The 17,548-nt window shown below is 59.6% G+C and carries 10 protein-coding genes; 6 read left to right on the top strand and 4 right to left on the bottom strand.

Features of this window, described 5'->3' with window-relative positions; translation table 11 throughout:
• Positions 1-36: 36 nt before the first annotated feature.
• Positions 37-3,729, bottom strand: coding sequence for a methionine synthase (metH, locus tag FBAL_RS15500; RefSeq protein WP_013346526.1), 3,693 nt, complete (start codon positions 3,727-3,729; stop codon positions 37-39).
• A 182-nt stretch (positions 3,730-3,911) separates the two neighbouring features.
• On the opposite strand from metH, the gene FBAL_RS15495 reads away from it, so the two are divergent.
• A complete protein-coding gene (locus tag FBAL_RS15495; protein ID WP_013346525.1) occupies positions 3,912-5,399 on the top strand; it encodes an alpha/beta hydrolase in 1,488 nt (495 codons plus the stop codon).
• A gap of 157 nt (positions 5,400-5,556) precedes the next feature.
• On the top strand, positions 5,557-7,398 hold the full coding sequence (locus FBAL_RS15490) for a multiheme c-type cytochrome (RefSeq protein WP_013346524.1): 1,842 nt from the start codon (positions 5,557-5,559) through the stop codon (positions 7,396-7,398).
• 365 nt (positions 7,399-7,763) lie between these two features.
• Here the strand turns inward: FBAL_RS15490 and FBAL_RS15485 are convergent, their stop codons facing one another.
• Positions 7,764-10,160: a Z1 domain-containing protein gene (locus tag FBAL_RS15485; RefSeq protein WP_083771234.1), complete on the bottom strand. Its 2,397-nt coding sequence runs from the start codon at positions 10,158-10,160 to the stop codon at positions 7,764-7,766.
• 420 nt (positions 10,161-10,580) lie between these two features.
• The gene (locus FBAL_RS15480) at positions 10,581-13,496 is read right to left on the bottom strand and encodes a tandem-95 repeat protein (RefSeq protein WP_013346522.1); all 2,916 of its coding nucleotides are present in this window, start codon (positions 13,494-13,496) and stop codon (positions 10,581-10,583) included.
• Between the two features lie 230 nt (positions 13,497-13,726).
• Between FBAL_RS15480 and FBAL_RS15475 the strand changes: the two genes are divergently transcribed.
• Positions 13,727-14,014 (top strand): ArsR/SmtB family transcription factor, encoded by a 288-nt coding sequence (locus tag FBAL_RS15475; RefSeq protein ID WP_013346521.1) that lies wholly within the window; start codon positions 13,727-13,729, stop codon positions 14,012-14,014.
• A gap of 75 nt (positions 14,015-14,089) precedes the next feature.
• The gene (locus tag FBAL_RS15470) at positions 14,090-15,226 is read left to right on the top strand and encodes a permease (protein ID WP_013346520.1); all 1,137 of its coding nucleotides are present in this window, start codon (positions 14,090-14,092) and stop codon (positions 15,224-15,226) included.
• Positions 15,227-15,593: 367 nt separating this feature from the next.
• Here FBAL_RS15470 and FBAL_RS15465 read toward each other — a convergent pair whose 3' ends face one another.
• Positions 15,594-16,388 (bottom strand): ABC transporter permease, encoded by a 795-nt coding sequence (locus FBAL_RS15465; RefSeq protein WP_013346519.1) that lies wholly within the window; start codon positions 16,386-16,388, stop codon positions 15,594-15,596.
• Between the two features lie 84 nt (positions 16,389-16,472).
• On the opposite strand from FBAL_RS15465, the gene cobO reads away from it, so the two are divergent.
• Positions 16,473-17,072 (top strand): cob(I)yrinic acid a,c-diamide adenosyltransferase, encoded by a 600-nt coding sequence (gene cobO, locus FBAL_RS15460; protein WP_013346518.1) that lies wholly within the window; start codon positions 16,473-16,475, stop codon positions 17,070-17,072.
• Between the two features lie 39 nt (positions 17,073-17,111).
• Positions 17,112-17,522, top strand: coding sequence for a MarR family winged helix-turn-helix transcriptional regulator (locus tag FBAL_RS15455; RefSeq protein WP_013346517.1), 411 nt, complete (start codon positions 17,112-17,114; stop codon positions 17,520-17,522).
• Positions 17,523-17,548 lie beyond the last annotated feature (26 nt).

Raw genomic sequence — 17,548 nt, 5'->3', positions numbered from 1 at the left:
TGCGTTGATGCCTGATGTTCAGGCTCAGGCCCGAACTCAGGCGCTGTAGCCGAGGATGGGCGACAGCCACTTCTCGGTTTCCGCCACGCTGAGGCCGATGCGCCGGGCGTAATCTTCCACCTGGTCCCGGTCGATGTCGGTGACACCAAAGTAGCGGGACTCCGGGTGGGCGAAGTACCAGCCGGATACCGCCGCAGTGGGGTACATGGCGAAGTTCTCGGTAATCTTCAGGCCGATGTTCTGCTCCGGCTGCAGCAGCTGCCACAGCAGCCCTTTCTCGGTGTGGTCCGGGCAGGCCGGGTAGCCGGGGGCGGGACGGATGCCCTTGTACTTCTCCCGGATCAGCGCCTCGTTATCGAGGTTTTCATCGGCGGCGTAGCCCCAGAACTCCTTGCGCACCCGCTCGTGCATCCGCTCGGCAAAGGCTTCCGCCAGGCGGTCAGCCAGCGCCTTAATCATGATGGCGTGGTAGTCGTCGTGGGCCTTCTCAAAGCGCTCGACGTGTTCCTCAATGCCGATTCCGGCGGTGACCGCAAAGGCGCCCATATAGTCGCCCTTGCCACTGGCCTTCGGTGCCACAAAATCGGACAGGGCAAAGTTGTCGTTATCCACCCGCTCAATCTGCTGGCGCAGCATGTGCAGGCGCAGTAACTCCTCACTCCGGCTTTCATCGGTGTAGAGGGCAACGTCGTCGTGGTTGTCGCAGGTGTTGGCGGGGAACAGGCCAATCACCGCGGCGGCGGTCAGCCACTTGCCCTCAATGATCTGCTTCAGCATGATCTGGGCGTTGTCGTACAGCTCCTGCGCTTCGGCGCCCACGGTGGGGTTTTTGAAGATCTGCGGGTATTTGCCGTGCAGGCCCCAGCTGCGAAAGAAGGGGGTCCAGTCGATGCGGTCGATCAGGTCGGTCAGCGGGTAGTCGTTAAACACCTGCACCCCAAGTTGTTTCGGCACCGCCGGGGTGTAGTTGTCCCAGTCGATCTGGTTGCGGTTGGCGCGGGCCTGTTCCAGCGGGATCAGGGTTTTGCGGTTACCCTGGGCTTCCCGCTTGGCTTTCAGGTCGGCGTACTCGCGGTAGTGCTGCTCGATAAAGGCGTGGCGCTCCGGGCCAATCAGCTTGGCCACCACCGGTACGGTACGGGAGGCGTCCGGCACGTAGATGGCGCCGTGCTCGTAGTGTTCGAAGATCTTCACCGCGGTGTGGATCTTGGAGGTGGTGGCGCCGCCGATGATGGCCGGGCAGGTCAGCCCCGCTTTCTTAAACTCTTTGACGTTGTGGATCATCTCATCCAGCGACGGGGTGATCAGGCCGGACATGCCAATCACGTCGACCTTCTCCGCCTTGGCCACCTCGATGATCTTCTCCACCGGCACCATCACGCCGAGGTCGATCACCTCGTAGCCGTTGCACTGCAGCACCACCGCCACGATGTTTTTGCCGATGTCGTGCACATCCCCTTTCACGGTGGCCATCAGCACCTTGCCGTTGGACTGGCCCTCCACCTTTTCCGCTTCGATGTAGGGGTTGAGGTAGGCCACGGCTTTTTTCATCACCCGGGCGGATTTCACCACCTGGGGCAGGAACATCTTGCCCGCGCCGAACAGGTCACCCACCACGTTCATGCCGTCCATCAACGGCCCTTCAATCACGTCCAGCGGGCGGGTGGCCGCCTGGCGCGCGGCCTCGGTGTCCTCGTCGATAAATTCGGTAATCCCCTTCACCAGCGCGTGCTCCAGCCGCTTGTTGACCGGCCAGCTGCGCCATTCGGCGTCCTTGGGGTCTTCCGCCTGCTGGCCATCGCCCCGGTACTCTTCGGCGATCTCCAGCAGCCGCTCGGTGCCGTCGCTGCGGCGGTTCAGCACCACGTCCTCCACCCGCTCCAACAGCGGCTTGGGGATGTCATCGTAGATGGCGAGCTGACCGGCGTTGACGATGCCCATGGAGAGGCCGTTGCGGATGGCGTGATAGAGGAACACCGCGTGGATCGCTTCCCGCACCGGGTTGTTGCCCCGGAACGAGAACGACACGTTGGAGACGCCGCCGGAGAGGCGGGCGTGGGGCAGGGTGTCGCGGATGGTGCGGCACGCCTCGATAAAGTCCACCGCGTAGTTGTCGTGCTCTTCGATGCCGGTGGCGATGGCGAAGATGTTGGGGTCGAAGATGATGTCTTCCGGCGCGAATCCGGCTTTCTCGGTCAGCACCTGATAGGCGCGGGTGCAGATCTCCACCTTGCGCTGGTAGGTGTCGGCCTGGCCGGTTTCATCAAAGGCCATCACCACGGCAGCGGCGCCGTAGCGGCGGATCAGCTTGGCCTGATGCAGGAAGGCGGCTTCGCCCTCCTTGAGGGAGATGGAGTTCACCACCCCCTTGCCCTGGATGCACTTCAGGCCTGCTTCGATCACCTCCCACTTGGAGGAGTCGATCATGATCGGCACCTTGCTGATCTCCGGCTCAGAGGCGATCAGATTTAGGAACTTCACCATCGCCGCCTCGGCGTCCAGCATCCCCTCATCCATATTGATGTCGATGATCTGGGCGCCGTTCTCCACCTGCTGGCGGGCCACCTCGAGCGCGGTTTCGTAATCGTTCTCCTTAATCAGGCGGAGAAAGCGGGCGGAACCGGTGACGTTGGTGCGCTCACCCACGTTGATAAACAGCGCGTCGGCGTCGAAGTTGCACGGCTCCAGTCCGGACAGGCGGGTGGAGACGTTGTCGTTGCTGAGCAGGTGGGCCGGCGGGGTGCGCGGCGCATGGGGGCGCACCGCCTCGGCGATGGCGCGGATGTGCTCCGGGGTGGTGCCGCAGCAGCCGCCGACGATATTGAGCCAGCCGTCCGCCGCCCACTGGCCGATGATGGCCGCCATCTGGGCCGGGGTTTCATCGTAGCCGCCCATCTCGTTGGGCAGGCCGGCATTGGGGTGGGCGGAAACCGCGCACTCGCTGATGCGGTTCAGCTCACTGATGTAGGGCACCAGCTCTTTCGGCCCGAGGGCGCAGTTGAGGCCGATGGCGATGGGCTTGATGTGGCGCAGGGAGTTGTAGAACGCCTCGGTGGTCTGGCCGGTCAGGGTGCGGCCGGAGGCGTCGGTAATGGTGCCGGAGATCATCACCGGCCAGCGCTGGCCCCGGGCCTCAAACACGCTGTCGATGGCGAACAGGGCGGCCTTGGCGTTGAGGGTGTCGAACACTGTCTCCACCAGAATCAGGTCGGCGCCGCCATCCAGCAGCGCCTCGGTGGATTCGGTGTAGGCCGCTACCAAGTCATCAAAGTGGACATTGCGGAAGCCCGGGTCGTTCACATCCGGCGAGATGGAACAGGTGCGGTTGGTCGGCCCCAGCACCCCGGCCACATAACGGGGGATGCCGGTTTTGGCCGCCACGTCATCGGCGGCGGCGCGGGCCAGTCTGGCCGACTCGAAATTGATCTCCTTCGACAGCGACTGCATGTCGTAATCTGCCATGGCGATGGTGGTGCTGTTGAAGGTGTTGGTTTCGATGATGTCGGCACCGGCCTCCAGGTAGGCGGTGTGGATGGCGCGGATGATGTCGGGCTGGGTCAGCGACAGCAGGTCGTTATTGCCCTTAAGGGGGCTCGGCCAGTCGGCAAAGCGTTCACCACGGTAGTCGTCCTCGTCCAGCTTATAACCCTGGATCATGGTGCCCATGGCGCCATCCAGGATCAGGATACGTTGCGCTAATTGCTGTTCGAGTGCGTGCTGATCTGACATACCGCCACTTCCTTACTTGCTGCTGGCCCTACGATTTGGCCTTTTATCCGTATAGACGTCTATTTAAACAGAGCTGCCGGGCAAACGCCAGTGTCAGATCCGGCCACCATAAAAACCCTTAATGGTGAGTACGGCTCAGGCTAAACTGCGAATTCACAGGAAGATTCAGGGCGGGGAAGCGGGTGCGCAGAAAGGTCATTGGTGTCAGTAAACATCTGGGGCTGGCGGTGTTCTACGGCAGTCTGGGCACCGTGGTGGCCGCGTTGGCGCTGGGCGTGTTCTGGCTCAACAGCAAGCCGGACCTGGCGCTGTGGCACACCACCGTGCTTAAGCAGGAGTACCGCGCCGATAATGGTGACGCCACCTTCAGCGACTACCTGCAGCGGGAGGAGAGGCTGTTCAGTGAGCTGGAGCAGCGGGTCTATCGCCGCACCGATGGCCTGCCGCTGGAGCCCTTTAACCGCTATTTCCACAACAGCTTGTCCGACCCAGCTCTGTGGCCCCGCAACTGGAACCGCAGCTTTGAGTGGCCCAATCCCGATGCCGAATTCGGGGTGCTGCTGATCCACGGCATGTCCGACTCCCCCTACTATATGGCCCCGCTGGCCCGACACTTTGCCGACCGCGCTCACGTGGTGGGGCTGCGCCTGCCCGGCCACGGCACCGTGCCCTCCATGCTGACCACGCTGGAGTGGCAGGACCTGAAATCGGCCACCCGGCTGGCATCGGATTACCTGGCGCAGCAGGTGGGGGATAAACCGTTGTTGTTGGTGGGCTTCTCCACCGGGGCGGCACTGGGGCTGAACCACACCCTCTCCAGGCTGGCGGAGGGACAGGCGCCTCAGTTCGATGCCATGGTGTTCCTCTCACCGGCGATGGGGCTGGCTCCTATCGCTCAGGGGGCCTGGTGGCAGAACCGGATTGGCCAATGGCTGGGGCTGGAGAAACTGGCCTGGGAGAGTCTGGCGCTGGAGTACCACCCCTTTAAGTACGGCTCTTTTGCGGTGAACGCCGGGGATGTGGTGTATCAACTGATTCAGGCCAATCAGGCACTGATTGGCACGCTTTCGCCGGAGCAGATCGCCACCATGCCTCCTGTCCTGACCTTCAACTCAGTGATCGATGAGACGGTGGACACCCAGGCCCTGTTTGAATCCCTGTACCTTACTTTGGGCAAATCGGAGGACGAGCTGGTGCTGTTTGACATCAACCGCACCTGGCTGGATTTCCGCCTGCTGACTCAGGACCCCATTGAGGACTACACCCTGTTTCTGGATGCCAGCCAGACCCGCTTCAGAACCACCATTGTGGAGAACATCGGGCCGGGGCAACCGGAGGTGCAGGCACGGGAGATCCAGAGTGGCGAGGCGATGCCGCTGGGGATTGCCTGGCCCCGTGAAGTGCACTCCCTCTCCCACGTGGCGCTGACCATCCCGGAAGCCGACCCCCTGCTGGGCCCACACCGCGACCGGGAGCGGCGCCATATCCACCTGGGGGGCCGCGCCGTGCGGGGCGAACGGGGGATGCTGGCGATCCCCTCCGACGAACTGCTGCGTCAGAAATGGAACCCCTTCTACCCCTATCTGATTGAGCGGATGGATGAGTGGGTTAGCAAGGTGGTAACAAATGACAGCCCGGAGAAATCTTTCACGGAAATGCCGGAAAAGTAGCGTTTTATGATGTCCGTCATCGAATTGCGCCGACGTTATGGATGGCGCTTACCTTTTGGCCAGTAACTGACCTTGATCAAGGTGTTAATCAGTTGTTGCTGTGAACCTGTAGGGGATTGGAAGGGCGTTTCCCTTCCGCAACCTCGCAGGGATAATCATGAAATACCGCCACATATGGATATTGTTGTTTGGCCTGGCGCTGCCAGTTCAGGCGGATTGGGACTCTGACAAAGGCTGCCTGAGCTGCCACCAGGGCATCGAACAGTTCTCCGACATTCCCGGAATGGACTTCCTCAGCTGCACCGACTGCCACCAGGGCAACCCCACCGCCACCGACCAGACCACCGCGCACAACGGTATGTGGGCCAACCCCACCGACCTGCGTGTGGTGGAGGAAACCTGCGGCAGCTGCCACGCCGATGAAGTGGCCAAGGCCCGCACCTCCATTCACGCCACCATGGCCGGGGTGATCTCCGGCACCCGCTACGACTTCGGCGCCCAGGGTAAAGATGCCCTTTACGCCACCTACGACGTCAAAGCGCTGCACGACGACCTGCCCCCGGGCACAGTGGCTGAGCTGAAACAGCTGCCCAGTTACGATCCCACCAAGCCGGAATCCGCCACCAACTCCATCGGTGACGACTACCTGCGAAACCAGTGCCTGCGCTGCCACATCTGGAGCGACGGCCATCAGCGCGATGGCGACTACCGCGCCTCTGGCTGTGCCGCCTGCCACGTCGAGTACTCCAACGCCGGCACCTATGAGGGCAATGACGCCGCCATCGACAAGAGCGAAAAAGACCGCCCGCGCTTCCACCGCATGACCCGTACCCCCGGTGTCGACCAGTGCCAGCACTGCCACAACCGTGGCGCCCGCACCGGCACCAGTTACAAGGGGATGATGGAGTCTGACGGTTACGGCACCCCGTTCACCGAGAGCGGCGATAAGCAGGGCAAACTGCACGGCAAGCACTACAACTTCCTGCAGGCCGACCTGCACTTCGACGCGGGCCTCTCCTGCATCGACTGCCACACCAAAGACGAGATGCACGGTGACGGCTATCTCTATGAGAAGAAGCACAACGCGGTGGAGGTCCGCTGTGAAACCTGCCACGGCACCAACGAGGCGCCGGCCACGCTGAAAACCATCCGTGGCAACCCCATGGATCACCTGCAGCGGGACGGCGACCGCATCACCCTGACTACCAAGGCCGATGGTAAGGTGCTGGAGGTTCCGCAGCTGGCCGGTGCCGAACTCTCTGCCGAGGGTAAGGCGGCGATGGTGCAGATCCCCGCTCATATGGAGAAGCTGGAGTGTCACGCCTGTCACACCGCCTGGGCGCCGCAGTGCTACGGCTGCCACGCCAAGCAGGACATCAGCAAGCCCAGCGGCGACTGGCTGCTGGGCAGCAGCGACGATCCGAGCCAGGCCAGCAACAAAGGCAACCGCGAAGCCAACGCCTTCAGCTGGCAGGAGAGCCGCTCCTATGTGCGCTGGGAGATGCCCGCCCTTGGGGTGAACTCTCGCGGCAAGGTGTCCACCTTTATCCCCGGCTGTCAGGTGATCCTGACCCAGATGGACGGCGAGAATGCGGTGCTGAACAACCACACCTACACCACCGTGGACGGCACCAGCGGCCTGGCCCACAACCCGGTGTTCGCCCACACCACCAGTAAGCAGGCGCGTACCTGCGAAGAGTGCCACACCAATCCGAAGGTGTGGGGCCTGGGCAGCGGCGTCTACGATATGAGCGCCAACTTCCCGGATGGCGAAGCGCCGGTGCCGTTTGAGCTGGAACGCTTTGTCGACGAAGAGGGCAATGCCTTGCAAGCCACCAACCACAAAGGCGCTCGTCCCTTCAATAAGGAGGAGCTGGACAACATCCGCCGGGTCGGCAGCTGCCTCGCCTGCCACGGCAGCGACGAGATGCCCAACGACGGCCAGGCGCCGAACGACGCCACCCACAATGCGGTACTGCGTAAGATGCTGGAGGAGTAGACCTTAGCGTTCTAACTGGCTGGTTAATGGAAAGGCGCCCCAAGGGGCGCCTTTTTTTGACTGGGGAATGGCTGGAATGGCGCCAGGAGCGGTCATTCATCAGTCAGATATACGAGGGTGCTATCGGCCAGGGAGAGACATTCAGTGCCTGGGCATTATGACCGGTATGTGCTCAAAGCTGGCACCTAACCTGTTGGGATGAGGGTTCGGTTTGCTGCTTATAGCGGACGCTCATCGTATGTCTTGAAGGTGACTACAGAAACAGGGGCTATTCAGATCTCCGTAACCACCGAGCCTTAATCTAAGCCTGAACCAGACCGCTCTGGCAACTTAGCTAGGCGGTCTGGATTTTGGTATACAGGCAATTAAAGGTCAGACTCGAAATAGGTGTGACGCGGATAATTCTCAGGGAAGAAGACAGATAGCGTCAGCTTGTCCTTAGCCAGTTCTACTTCCTTCTCTTTTTCCTGACCCTTTCTGACAATAGTCAATTTATGCACCAATACCCGCAAGCGATCGGGTGAACCCAGGTGGTACTGAGATCTCTTACTGCTTTTCCAGTTACCAGACATCAGATCCTTGGTGAAACCCGACTCGTCAACTGAGCGCTTATAAATCGTATCGCTGTTGTTATGGTTCACCATAATCAACTCCATCTCGTAATCTGCGCCTTGTTCAAGGTGTGCCAGATCTAAATGGTCAGGCTGCTCACTAAGCTCACGGAGCAGACGGAGTAGGCTGATATCAAGATCTCGATACTTTGGTTCGTCCTTATATAAGGGAGCCACACAAACTGCAGTATAAAATTCACGCAGCTTGCAGCGCATGATACCGTGAGCTTTGTCAGGTGTATAATCCTCAAAGTGACAACCAGCAAGAAATCGTTCCAATTTATGCTCGACGCTGACATCCATATTAAGCGGATACGTAGGGACACAGTTGGCGTTAGTTAGTGTCATGGATTTGGCACGCGCCTTGCTGATAATGCTATCCCGCGTATGCTTCTTTCCGGCGATATGCACGAGTCGACGATGAACCTCCTTAAGATCCGTACCGAGCGCATTAGCAAGCTGAATCTCATTGTGGATCTCACGCTCACACACAGCGTACGCGAAGTAATCTTCCTGAATACTCTCAGGCAGATAGACTCGGATTTCACCCGCATACTGGCGTTTGTAACCGTTACACCGCTGCCACTGTGACATAGTATCGAGGTTAGTGTTCTTAGCATCGCGTGACAGGTAAGAGATCACCAAATTTTTGACCACATAGCCACGCTCCAGTGCGGCTCCACCGACCAAAATATGCGCAAAATTGCCTTTCCAGTCGATCTCAGGAGTTTTAGCACCTGCCCGGGTGTTACATTCATTAATGAATGTCTGCCTGATTGCCATGTAGAGAATGTTGTCGCAGATCAGCTCATCAAGTGAAGCCAAGTCAGGCATGGTCGATTGCAAATCGGTATGCGCCTCCTTAAAACCATCCCTGATCTGCGCGATATCGCCTGAACGCAGAAGAGTGAGCGCCTCTATCTGAATTTTTTCTGCCCACTGCTTAAGTTTGCGATGCACCGCCTGCTTGCGACACGGGTGGATCATCATCGACCGATTGCCTTGCGTTGCTTTGTGGTAATGACAGTTCGCCACTACGAGAAAGAACTGGTACATAGCATTGATCAATGAAGGAACCGGCACGGTTTTCGCGAGAAACCGCTCCTCTCGAGCTATCTTGCTGCCCTTACCATAAGTGGCCAGATCTTTTTCTGGGATGGTACGAATGTAGTTGCCACGGTTGGCGCTGGCAAACAGTTCGTAGCCACCAATGTAGTCTTGACCGGGCTTAAGTACCATTGCCATGTCAGGTGATAAGTCGTCCAGCAAGTCCAGCATCAACGGTGCCTGCGGCGTCGCTGTAACCTGCAGGTAGACATGCTTCGGCAAGGCTTCGCGCAGATCTGTAATGTGCTGATTCGTACTAGAACGCGCGCCACCCTTCCTTGCATTGTTATTCAAACCGGCCTGATCGCTTTCGTCGTCGATGACCAGCACATCGTAATAATCAAGCAAATCAACCGTCTTCAGCTTTTCAGCAAGCGTCTTGATCTTTTGATGGTTCTTCAGTGTGGTGATGATGATTGCAGGTTTTAGTTCGTCCGCCACCAAAGGGTCAGCCTGCTGATCAATCAAAGAATCGAGCTTATTTTTCGTCGAAGCATGATTATCCCATTCGATCTGTGCAAGGTTGTGCGTCTGTCGGTTGGCGAACAGCTTGTCATGCAGTTCAGTACGTGCCTGGGAATCGATATTCTGCTTGGTACCGGTTTGAATAATAATCATCCGATAACCCATATCCAGCGCCAGAGCCGTCAGGCCGAGAAAATAGGTTGTCTTACCGCCCTGGACGTAGCCTAGCAACAACCCAACAATCTGCTCCTTTTCGCTTTTGTCTTTTATATGCGCAAGGCGCGAAAAGAACTCATCTCCAAACTGGCGCAGGTTTGCCTTACTGTTTTCATCAATGGTCAGGCCGGCGATAAAAGCATCAAATTCCGGAGTGTCTGACGGTTGTTTCGGACAATGCTGCTTCAGGCGTGCAATCATCGATTCGCCTAAAGCAAGAGGAGGCATACGATGTTTCACTGCAGATGGCGGTGCTAAATATGAGGATAGGGTGGTCAGGGGGATTCCCATCTGCTCTGCGAATTCAGAGCGTGTAATGCCTGCTGCCTTAAGCATTTGGGCGGCGATTGCGCTGTCAAACATTCTTTGATTTTCTACACTTGTGATTGTACTTATTTATTCGTTACGCGGATTGAGTACCGCCACCAGTCCAAGCGCACAGGGTGCGAAGGGTACGCAGGGTACAGAAGCGAGGAGAAACAGGGTGCGCAGGGTACAGCGCCAATCCAGAAAATGGAAGTGATTTGATGTGAGCGATCACGATGGCGATGAGGTACAGTCATGACATTAAGCGCCCCAAAGCGGTCATCCCTTTGGCCAAGGCCATCCGTCGTCTTTGGGCACAAACCGGTCACTCGCGGAACTGGGCCGACTGTCCGCTTTGGGGCGTACGTTGCCATTGTCTCGTTCAGTTCGTGCGCCACAGGCGCACGCTACGTTTGGCTCCACAGCAAACAAAAGGCGCCCATAGGGGCGCCTTTTTTGTTTCGATTTCAACCGACCTTAGCGATACAGCAGCTTTTCGTCGGTGGTCAGGTTGATCATCCAGAAGCCGCCAAAGTCGTCATCGCCCATCAGCAGTATGTCATCGCTCAGGCGGAACAGGCCGGTGGGGTCACCAAGCTTGTAGTGGTTGGTGCTGGCCGGCGTGACCGGGGTGATGGCCTGGGTGTCCAGGTTCAGCGACATGACCTGATCATTGGCCCAATCGAAGTACCACATGAGAGAGCCGTCAGCGCTTAGGATGTTGTAGTCGCCGTCGTTCAGGTCGGATTCCGGCAACAGGATGGTGCGGACGCCGCTATCAAGGTCGAGGCCGATATAGGTGGTGTCGCCACCGCTGCTCACGCTGATGATCGCCCGGTTGTTGGGTTCATCGAGATGCAGGGAGGTGATGCTTCTGAACCCGGCCGCGTCATCGTGGGGGGAGACGGTGTTGATCTCCAGCGTCTCCGGGTTGATGCGGTTCAGCACGTCACTGTCGACATAGTAGAGCTGGCCATCGCTGGCCAGGGCTGGATAGCTGAAGTGCTGGCCGCTGGCTTCTTCCACCAAGGTGACCAGCTGTTCACCCGCTACGTCATAGGCGAGCAAGCCATCGTACTCGTCGTAGAGGTAGTAGCGCTGGCTGGCCTCGTCCCACTCCAGCTTGAGAATGTTGTCGCGCAACTGTGCAAGCTGGGTCACTTCGCCGGTTTGCAGGTCAAGCTGCATCAGGAACTGGTCATCGCCGTAGACGATTTGATGAGTGTCTGCGCGGTAGTGAATCGCGGTGGGTTCCTGAATGTTCCACGGCTCGCCGGCAAAGCCTGCCGCTTCGGCGCCACGGTAGCTGTCGGTCTCGGGCTGATAGACGATGGGGCCGGGATAGAAGCCCAGCAGGATTTCACCGGTCAGCGGGTTTACATCGATGCCCTGCAGGGATTCGCGGTTGAGCAGCAGCGATTCCGGCACCCGGTGGTGCTCGGTCAGGCAGAGGGTGTTGATATCCAGCTGATAGCTGGCCCAATTATCGTTTTGCATCACCATCAGCCACTTGCCATCCCGCACGTTACGAAGTTCATAGTACTCCTGTGCCGCGAAGTCGAGGCAGCCCGGGTCGGAGGAGGGGGTGAGTTCCACCAGTCGTCCCTCATCCGGCCCGGATAACGGCAATGCCAACAGTCGTGCTGCCGGGTCGGAGTAATTTTGATTGACCATCAGCAGGCGATCATTCGTTTCATCGAGGATCATGCCGCGTACCCGGGTCAGTGGGCCATCGTCGTCCACCTGGGCGGTGTCGGCCAGCAGAGTCAGGGTGTTGGTCGCCACCTCAAATTGGTAGAACTCCTCCACCGGGTACCAGGCACCGGTGTTCGGGTCCTGGCGCGAGTTGTCAAAGACGAAGTACACCAGGCTGGCGTCGGTGGAGGCGGTCAGATGGCTGACCTGTACCGGCACATTGCTCAGGTTGTAGCGCTCGGTGATGGTCAGGTCGGTGAGGTTCACTTCCACCAGTTTGTTGGCAGCGGCATCCTGGTCCCAGGCACTGCCCAGCAAGCGCTCGGAGTCCAGCGCGACATACCAGTCGAGGAAGTCGATATTCATGCCGGTTAGCCGATCGCTGGGGTAGGCGGTGGTCTCGCGAGTGTCGAGGTCAAAGGCGACCAGGGCACCTGCACGGTAGTCGTCCACCAATACGGTGCGGTCACCGAGGTAGGTCAGGTCGGCACTGCCCTGGTGGAGATCGCCTTGGTAACGGACGGTTTTTGTCAGCGACAGGGTTTCGGTGGCGGTTTCCAGCACCACAGTAAACAGGGTGTCACCCATCTGCAGCGGGAAGTTTTGCTGCCACTGGCGCGGGTTCTCCAGCGTGATGACTTCGCCGTTGATGGTCAGTTGCGTCAGGTCCTGTTCGCTGTGCAGCGACAGGGTGACGTTGTCCACGCCGGTCAGGCCGTTGTAGGGCGGGAAGAACTGCACACCCGCAATGGCATCCACCGGCACTTTGGTGATCGCCACCTGCAGCGCGGTGTCCACCTCGTCGCTGCCGTCGGTGGCACGCAGGGTGAGCGGATAGGTGACACCCGCTTCGGCCGGGGCGCTGAGGGTCAGTTCGCTGCCGTTCAACTGGCACTGCAGGTTATCGCAGCTGACCACGCTGAAGCTCAGACTGTCGTTGTCGGCATCGGCGATATGGCGGGTCAGGTCGAGGGTCAGGGATTGGTCATATTGCAGGGTCTGAGCTGCGATGGCCTGCCATTGGGGCGCGTCATTGACGCCACTGACCGTCAGATTAAAGCTGGCGCTGGTACTGGCGTTGGCGGCGTCAGTCACCGTCAGGCCGATGGAGTGGCTGTCGCCGAAATGGTCGGCGGCAGGGGTGAGGGTCAGGCTGGTGTTGTCCAGCGCGCAGTCGATGTTGGCGGCGCAGCTGGCCACCGAAAGCGTCAGGGCATCGCCATCCACATCGCTGATCCAGCTGGCCAAATCGAGGGTCAGGCTGCCATCTTCCTCTACTTGTTGGTCGCTGACGGCCAGCAGCGGCGCGTCGTTCACCGCTTCCACCGTCAGGGTCAGTTCGGCGCTGGTGCTGGCTTCGCCGTCACTGGCGCTCAAACGCACGCTTTGCTCACCGTGATAGTCGTCGGCGGGGGTCAGGGTCAGGGTGGTACCGGACAGTTGGCAGCTGAGCTGGTCGCCGCAGGCTTCGACGCTGAGGCTAATGTTGTCGCCATCCACATCGCTGACCAGATCCGCCAGGGACAGGCTAAAGGGGGTGTCTTCGGCGGTGGTGTATTGGCTGAGCGAGAGGGTGGGGGCGGTATTGGGTGTGGGCTGGGGCGTTGGGTCAGGGGTGTTGCCGGAGTCGGAATCAGAGCCGGATCCGCATCCGGTCAGTGCCAGTAGAACGGCAGAAGCGAGCAGTGGATACCTCATCTTTAACCCTCATTTTTGTTGTTGTCAGCGCCCCAATAATTCCCTACTTCTGGAAAGGTTTTTAATCATTATTAGGCAGTTGGAAGCGAACGCAGTTTGTGACATGGTACGGCTCACGCTGATAACAAACAAGTAACAATGCGCGAGTGGACTGGGGTGGTGAGAAAAACGCTTGACGGACATTTCGATAAATATAGAATTGTTGGCAACAGTGAAATGAGGAACAGCAGATGATCGGCGATGACCTGGCAGTAAAGCGTTTGTCGGAGTTGGGGCATGAAACCCGGCTGGCGATCTTCCGTTTGCTGGTTCGTGGCAACCGTCAGGGGTTGAGTGTGGGGGAGATCCAATCCCACCTGGACATTCCCGGTTCCACCCTCTCGCATCACATCAGTCGACTGGTGGCGGCGGGTCTGGTGGAGCAGATCCGTGATGGCCGTACCCTCTACTGCAAAGCCCGTATGGAATCGCTGGATGAGTTGATGGCGTTTCTGACTTCCGAGTGCTGCACCCTGTAACGATTACCTTTAGAGAAGCGTCTGTGCGGGTGTTTCTCTGCTCTATATTTCGAATATTTTAGAAAGGTGGATATTATGAATCCCGATTTTCTGGCCCATAACGGGTCGATGAGCGACCAGTTGCTCTCCGCACTCTCCATGTTCGTCTACCTGATGGCGGAGATCTCCATTCTGTTTCTGGTGATCAGCTCGCTGGTGGGCGTGATCAACCAGAAGCTGCCCAAGGAGAAGATCCAGGCCCTGCTGGGTGGCCGTGGTGGCCGTGGCTACTTTATGGCGGCGGGCCTCGGTGGCCTGACCCCGTTTTGCAGCTGCTCCACCATTCCGATGCTGATCGGTTTGTTGAAGGCCCGTGCCGGTTTTGGCCCGACCATGACCTTCCTGATCACCTCGCCGCTGCTGAACCCGCTGGTGATCGCGCTGTTCCTGCCGGTATTTGGTGCCAAAATCACCCTGATCTACGCGCTGCTGGCGCTGACCGTGGCCATTGTGGCGGGCATGCTGCTGCAGGCTCTGGGCTTCGAACGCTACATCAAAGCGGAGTTGCTGGAAGACCCGGCCGCCCAGACCAGCTGCTGCGACAGCGCCAAAGCGGTCCCCGCAGATGCGGCTGAACAGAGCTGCTGCGCGCCGAAAGTGGAAGCCAAAGCCCAAAGCTGCTGCGCCAGTGAACCGGTGGCCCCGGTGTTCCAGCGGATGACGCCAGTGGTGGCCGAAGGCTGTTGTGGTACGGCTGAACCGACTCCGGCCAGCGGCTGCTGTGGTGACAGTGCGGCGCAAGCGCAAGTGAAAACCAAGACCAAGATCGACTGGCGTAAAGCGGGTCGAGAGGGGCTGAGCCTGTACCGCAGCATGCTGCCCTACATGGCGTTGGCGATGGCCATTGGCGCGCTGGTGCACGGCTTTGTGCCGAGTGACTTCTTTGCCCAGGTGGCCGGTGCCGACAACCCGTGGGCCGTGCCGGTGGCGGCAGTGATTGGTATCCCGCTGTACATCCGGGTGGAGGCGCTGCTGCCGTTGGTGGGCTCGCTGGTGGCCAAGGGCGTCAGCCTGGGGGCGGTAATGGCTCTGACCATCGGCTCCGGCGGCGCCAGCATCCCGGAACTGATCATGCTCAAGCGCCTGTTCCGCTGGCCGCTGCTGCTGGCCTTCGTGTTCACCATTCTGGTGATGGCCATCGGCGGTGGTTGGATCTTCAACATCGTGGCCTAAGCTCACGCCGAGCCAAAACGAAACGCCCCCGGCTCTCCGGGGGCGTTTTTTTTATGTCGGTGATTGGCCCGCCATCGTGACCTGGGCAATTTGCCCACGGGCGCTCGTCGTTGAGTTCGGCTCGTGGGCTGTAAGCCCACGCTACGGCGAGAACATGGGGGCTCGTAGGGGAGGATTCGTAGCGTGGGCAATTTGCCCACGGGTGCTCGTCGTTGAGTTCGGCTCGTGGGCTGTAAGCCCACGCTACGGCGAGAACATGGGGACTCGTAGGGGAGGATTCGTAGCGTGGGCATTTTGCCCACGGCGGCTCGGAATGGGGTTTTGCCTGTGGGCTGTAAGCCCACGCTAGGGCCCATTAATGTGTCCCTCAATCCTCCCGGGGCAGGGGGACCAACACCTTTCCGGTGGGGGCGAGTATGGCGCGCTGGCCCAGCAACAGGGTGATGGTGACCGACAGGCTCAGCATCACGTAGATGGCAATCATGATCACCAGCTGATACTTAATGGCGACATGGGGGTCGGTGCCCGCGAGGATCTGGCCGGTCATCATGCCGGGCAGCGTCACCAAGCCGGTGGCGGTGATGTTGGCCAGCTGCGGCGCCTGTGCCTGGCGAATCGCCTCTTGAACAAAGGGGCGGGCGGCATAGCGAGGCGTACAGCCCAGGGCCAGTGCACCCTCATACAGGCTGAAGTCGTTTTTCAGGGCGCCGAAGTAGCTCCGCAACGCCACCACGTTGCCACTGAGGGTGTTGCCGAGCAGCATCCCCGCCAGCGGGATCAGGTACTGGGCGCTGTACCAGGGCGCCGGTTGCAGCAGGCCAAGCAGCAGCAGGCCGAGCACCGGCAGCAGCGACAACACCATGCCAGCGAGCACCGGCAGTACCAGCTGGCGATGGCGCAGGTTGCTGTTTCCGAGGATGGCGCTGGCGCCCACCAGCATCATCACCGTCAGCCAGGCCAGGTTGAGCAGCAGACTGTCGTGGTTGAACACAAACTTGAGGTAGACGCCCACCAGCGCAAGCTGGGCGGTCATGCGGGCAAAGGCCACCAGCGTGGTGCGGCCGTGGCCGATCCGGAAGTGATGATTCAGCCACAAAGGCAGCGCCAGGATGGTGGCAAAGGCGGCCAACTGCCACCAGGGAATATCAATAATGGAATCCATCGCGGCTCTGGACGAGTCAGGGTCAAGGCCCCAGTATATCCAACCCCAAGTGCAAGTTTCATTGAGATAAACACGGAGTAGCGCATGAGCCAGAGGGACCAGGACAAACACAAAGCCCGCCAGCAGCGACTCAAAGAAGTGGTGGACGCCAAGGTGGCAGAAGCTCAGGTGGAGCGCGGCCTGGTGCTAGTGCTTACTGGCAACGGCAAAGGCAAATCCACCGCCGGTTTTGGCACCGTGCTCAGGGCGGTGGGCCACGGCCTTAACTGCGCGGTGGCGCAGTTTATCAAGGGGGAGTGGCCCTGCGGTGAGCGCAATGTGCTGGAGAAACTGGGGGTGCCGTTTCACATCATGAAAACCGGTTTTACCTGGAACACCCAGGACCGGGAGGGCGACACCCGCGCCGCCGAAGCGGTGTGGGCGGCGGTGGCGCAGGACCTGGCCAACCCGGCTGTCGATATGGTGCTGCTGGATGAACTCACCTACATGCTCAGCCTGCACTATCTGGATGTGGACACCGTGGTAGCCGCCATCGAGGCACGGCCGGAACATCAGCATGTGGTGATCACCGGTCGCAACTGCCATCGCCGTCTGCTGGAGCTGGCGGATACCGTCTCCGAGATTGCGCCGGTCAAGCACGCCTTTGAGGCGGGCATTAAGGCGCAACAGGGTCTCGACTGGTAGGACTGGCATTTAGTTAGTAAGGCTAATAATATTTCCCACATGCGAATTGATCAGTCACTGATGGCACTGGAGCGCTACGTCACCCGCCGCTGGCGGGAAGAGGGCGACCCGAGTGGCCACAGTCTCAGCTACACCGAATACGACTACCTGCAAACGCTGGAAGAGGCAGGCTGTCTACGCCTGTCTGATCTGGCCGAGATGATGCGGGTGGCCAAACCCAGCGCCAGCACCATGTGCCAGCGGCTGGAGCGTAAAGGGCTGGTCAGTCGTGGTCGCAGTGACCAGGATGGCCGCGCCATTCTGCTGCGACTGACCGAGGCCGGAGAGGGGATGCTGGCGCAGGATCGCGAGCTGTACAGCCGCCTGCTGGATGAGCGGTTGGGGCGCCTGAGCCAGGACGAACAGGCGGCGTTGTCCGCCTTGCTGGCGCGGATGGTAGGGCGCGACTGAGTTTTTTTTCGACCAAATAGTTAGCC

This window comes from Ferrimonas balearica DSM 9799, assembly GCF_000148645.1.
Classification (GTDB): Bacteria; Pseudomonadota; Gammaproteobacteria; order Enterobacterales; family Shewanellaceae; genus Ferrimonas; species Ferrimonas balearica.
The sequence above is the reverse complement of the archived record's forward strand: the minus strand, read 5'-3'. Positions and strand labels throughout refer to the sequence as shown.

Excerpts from the sequence above, each read along its gene's own strand:
- metH (WP_013346526.1), bottom strand. The coding sequence starts at position 3,729 with ATGTCAGATCAGCACGCACTCGAACAGCAATTAGCGCAACGTATCCTG.
- FBAL_RS15490 (WP_013346524.1), top strand. The coding sequence starts at position 5,557 with ATGAAATACCGCCACATATGGATATTGTTGTTTGGCCTGGCGCTGCCA.
- FBAL_RS15485 (WP_083771234.1), bottom strand. The coding sequence starts at position 10,160 with ATGTTTGACAGCGCAATCGCCGCCCAAATGCTTAAGGCAGCAGGCATT.
- FBAL_RS15480 (WP_013346522.1), bottom strand. The coding sequence starts at position 13,496 with ATGAGGTATCCACTGCTCGCTTCTGCCGTTCTACTGGCACTGACCGGA.
- FBAL_RS15475 (WP_013346521.1), top strand. The coding sequence starts at position 13,727 with ATGATCGGCGATGACCTGGCAGTAAAGCGTTTGTCGGAGTTGGGGCAT.
- FBAL_RS15470 (WP_013346520.1), top strand. The coding sequence starts at position 14,090 with ATGAATCCCGATTTTCTGGCCCATAACGGGTCGATGAGCGACCAGTTG.
- FBAL_RS15465 (WP_013346519.1), bottom strand. The coding sequence starts at position 16,388 with ATGGATTCCATTATTGATATTCCCTGGTGGCAGTTGGCCGCCTTTGCC.
- cobO (WP_013346518.1), top strand. The coding sequence starts at position 16,473 with ATGAGCCAGAGGGACCAGGACAAACACAAAGCCCGCCAGCAGCGACTC.
- FBAL_RS15455 (WP_013346517.1), top strand. The coding sequence starts at position 17,112 with ATGCGAATTGATCAGTCACTGATGGCACTGGAGCGCTACGTCACCCGC.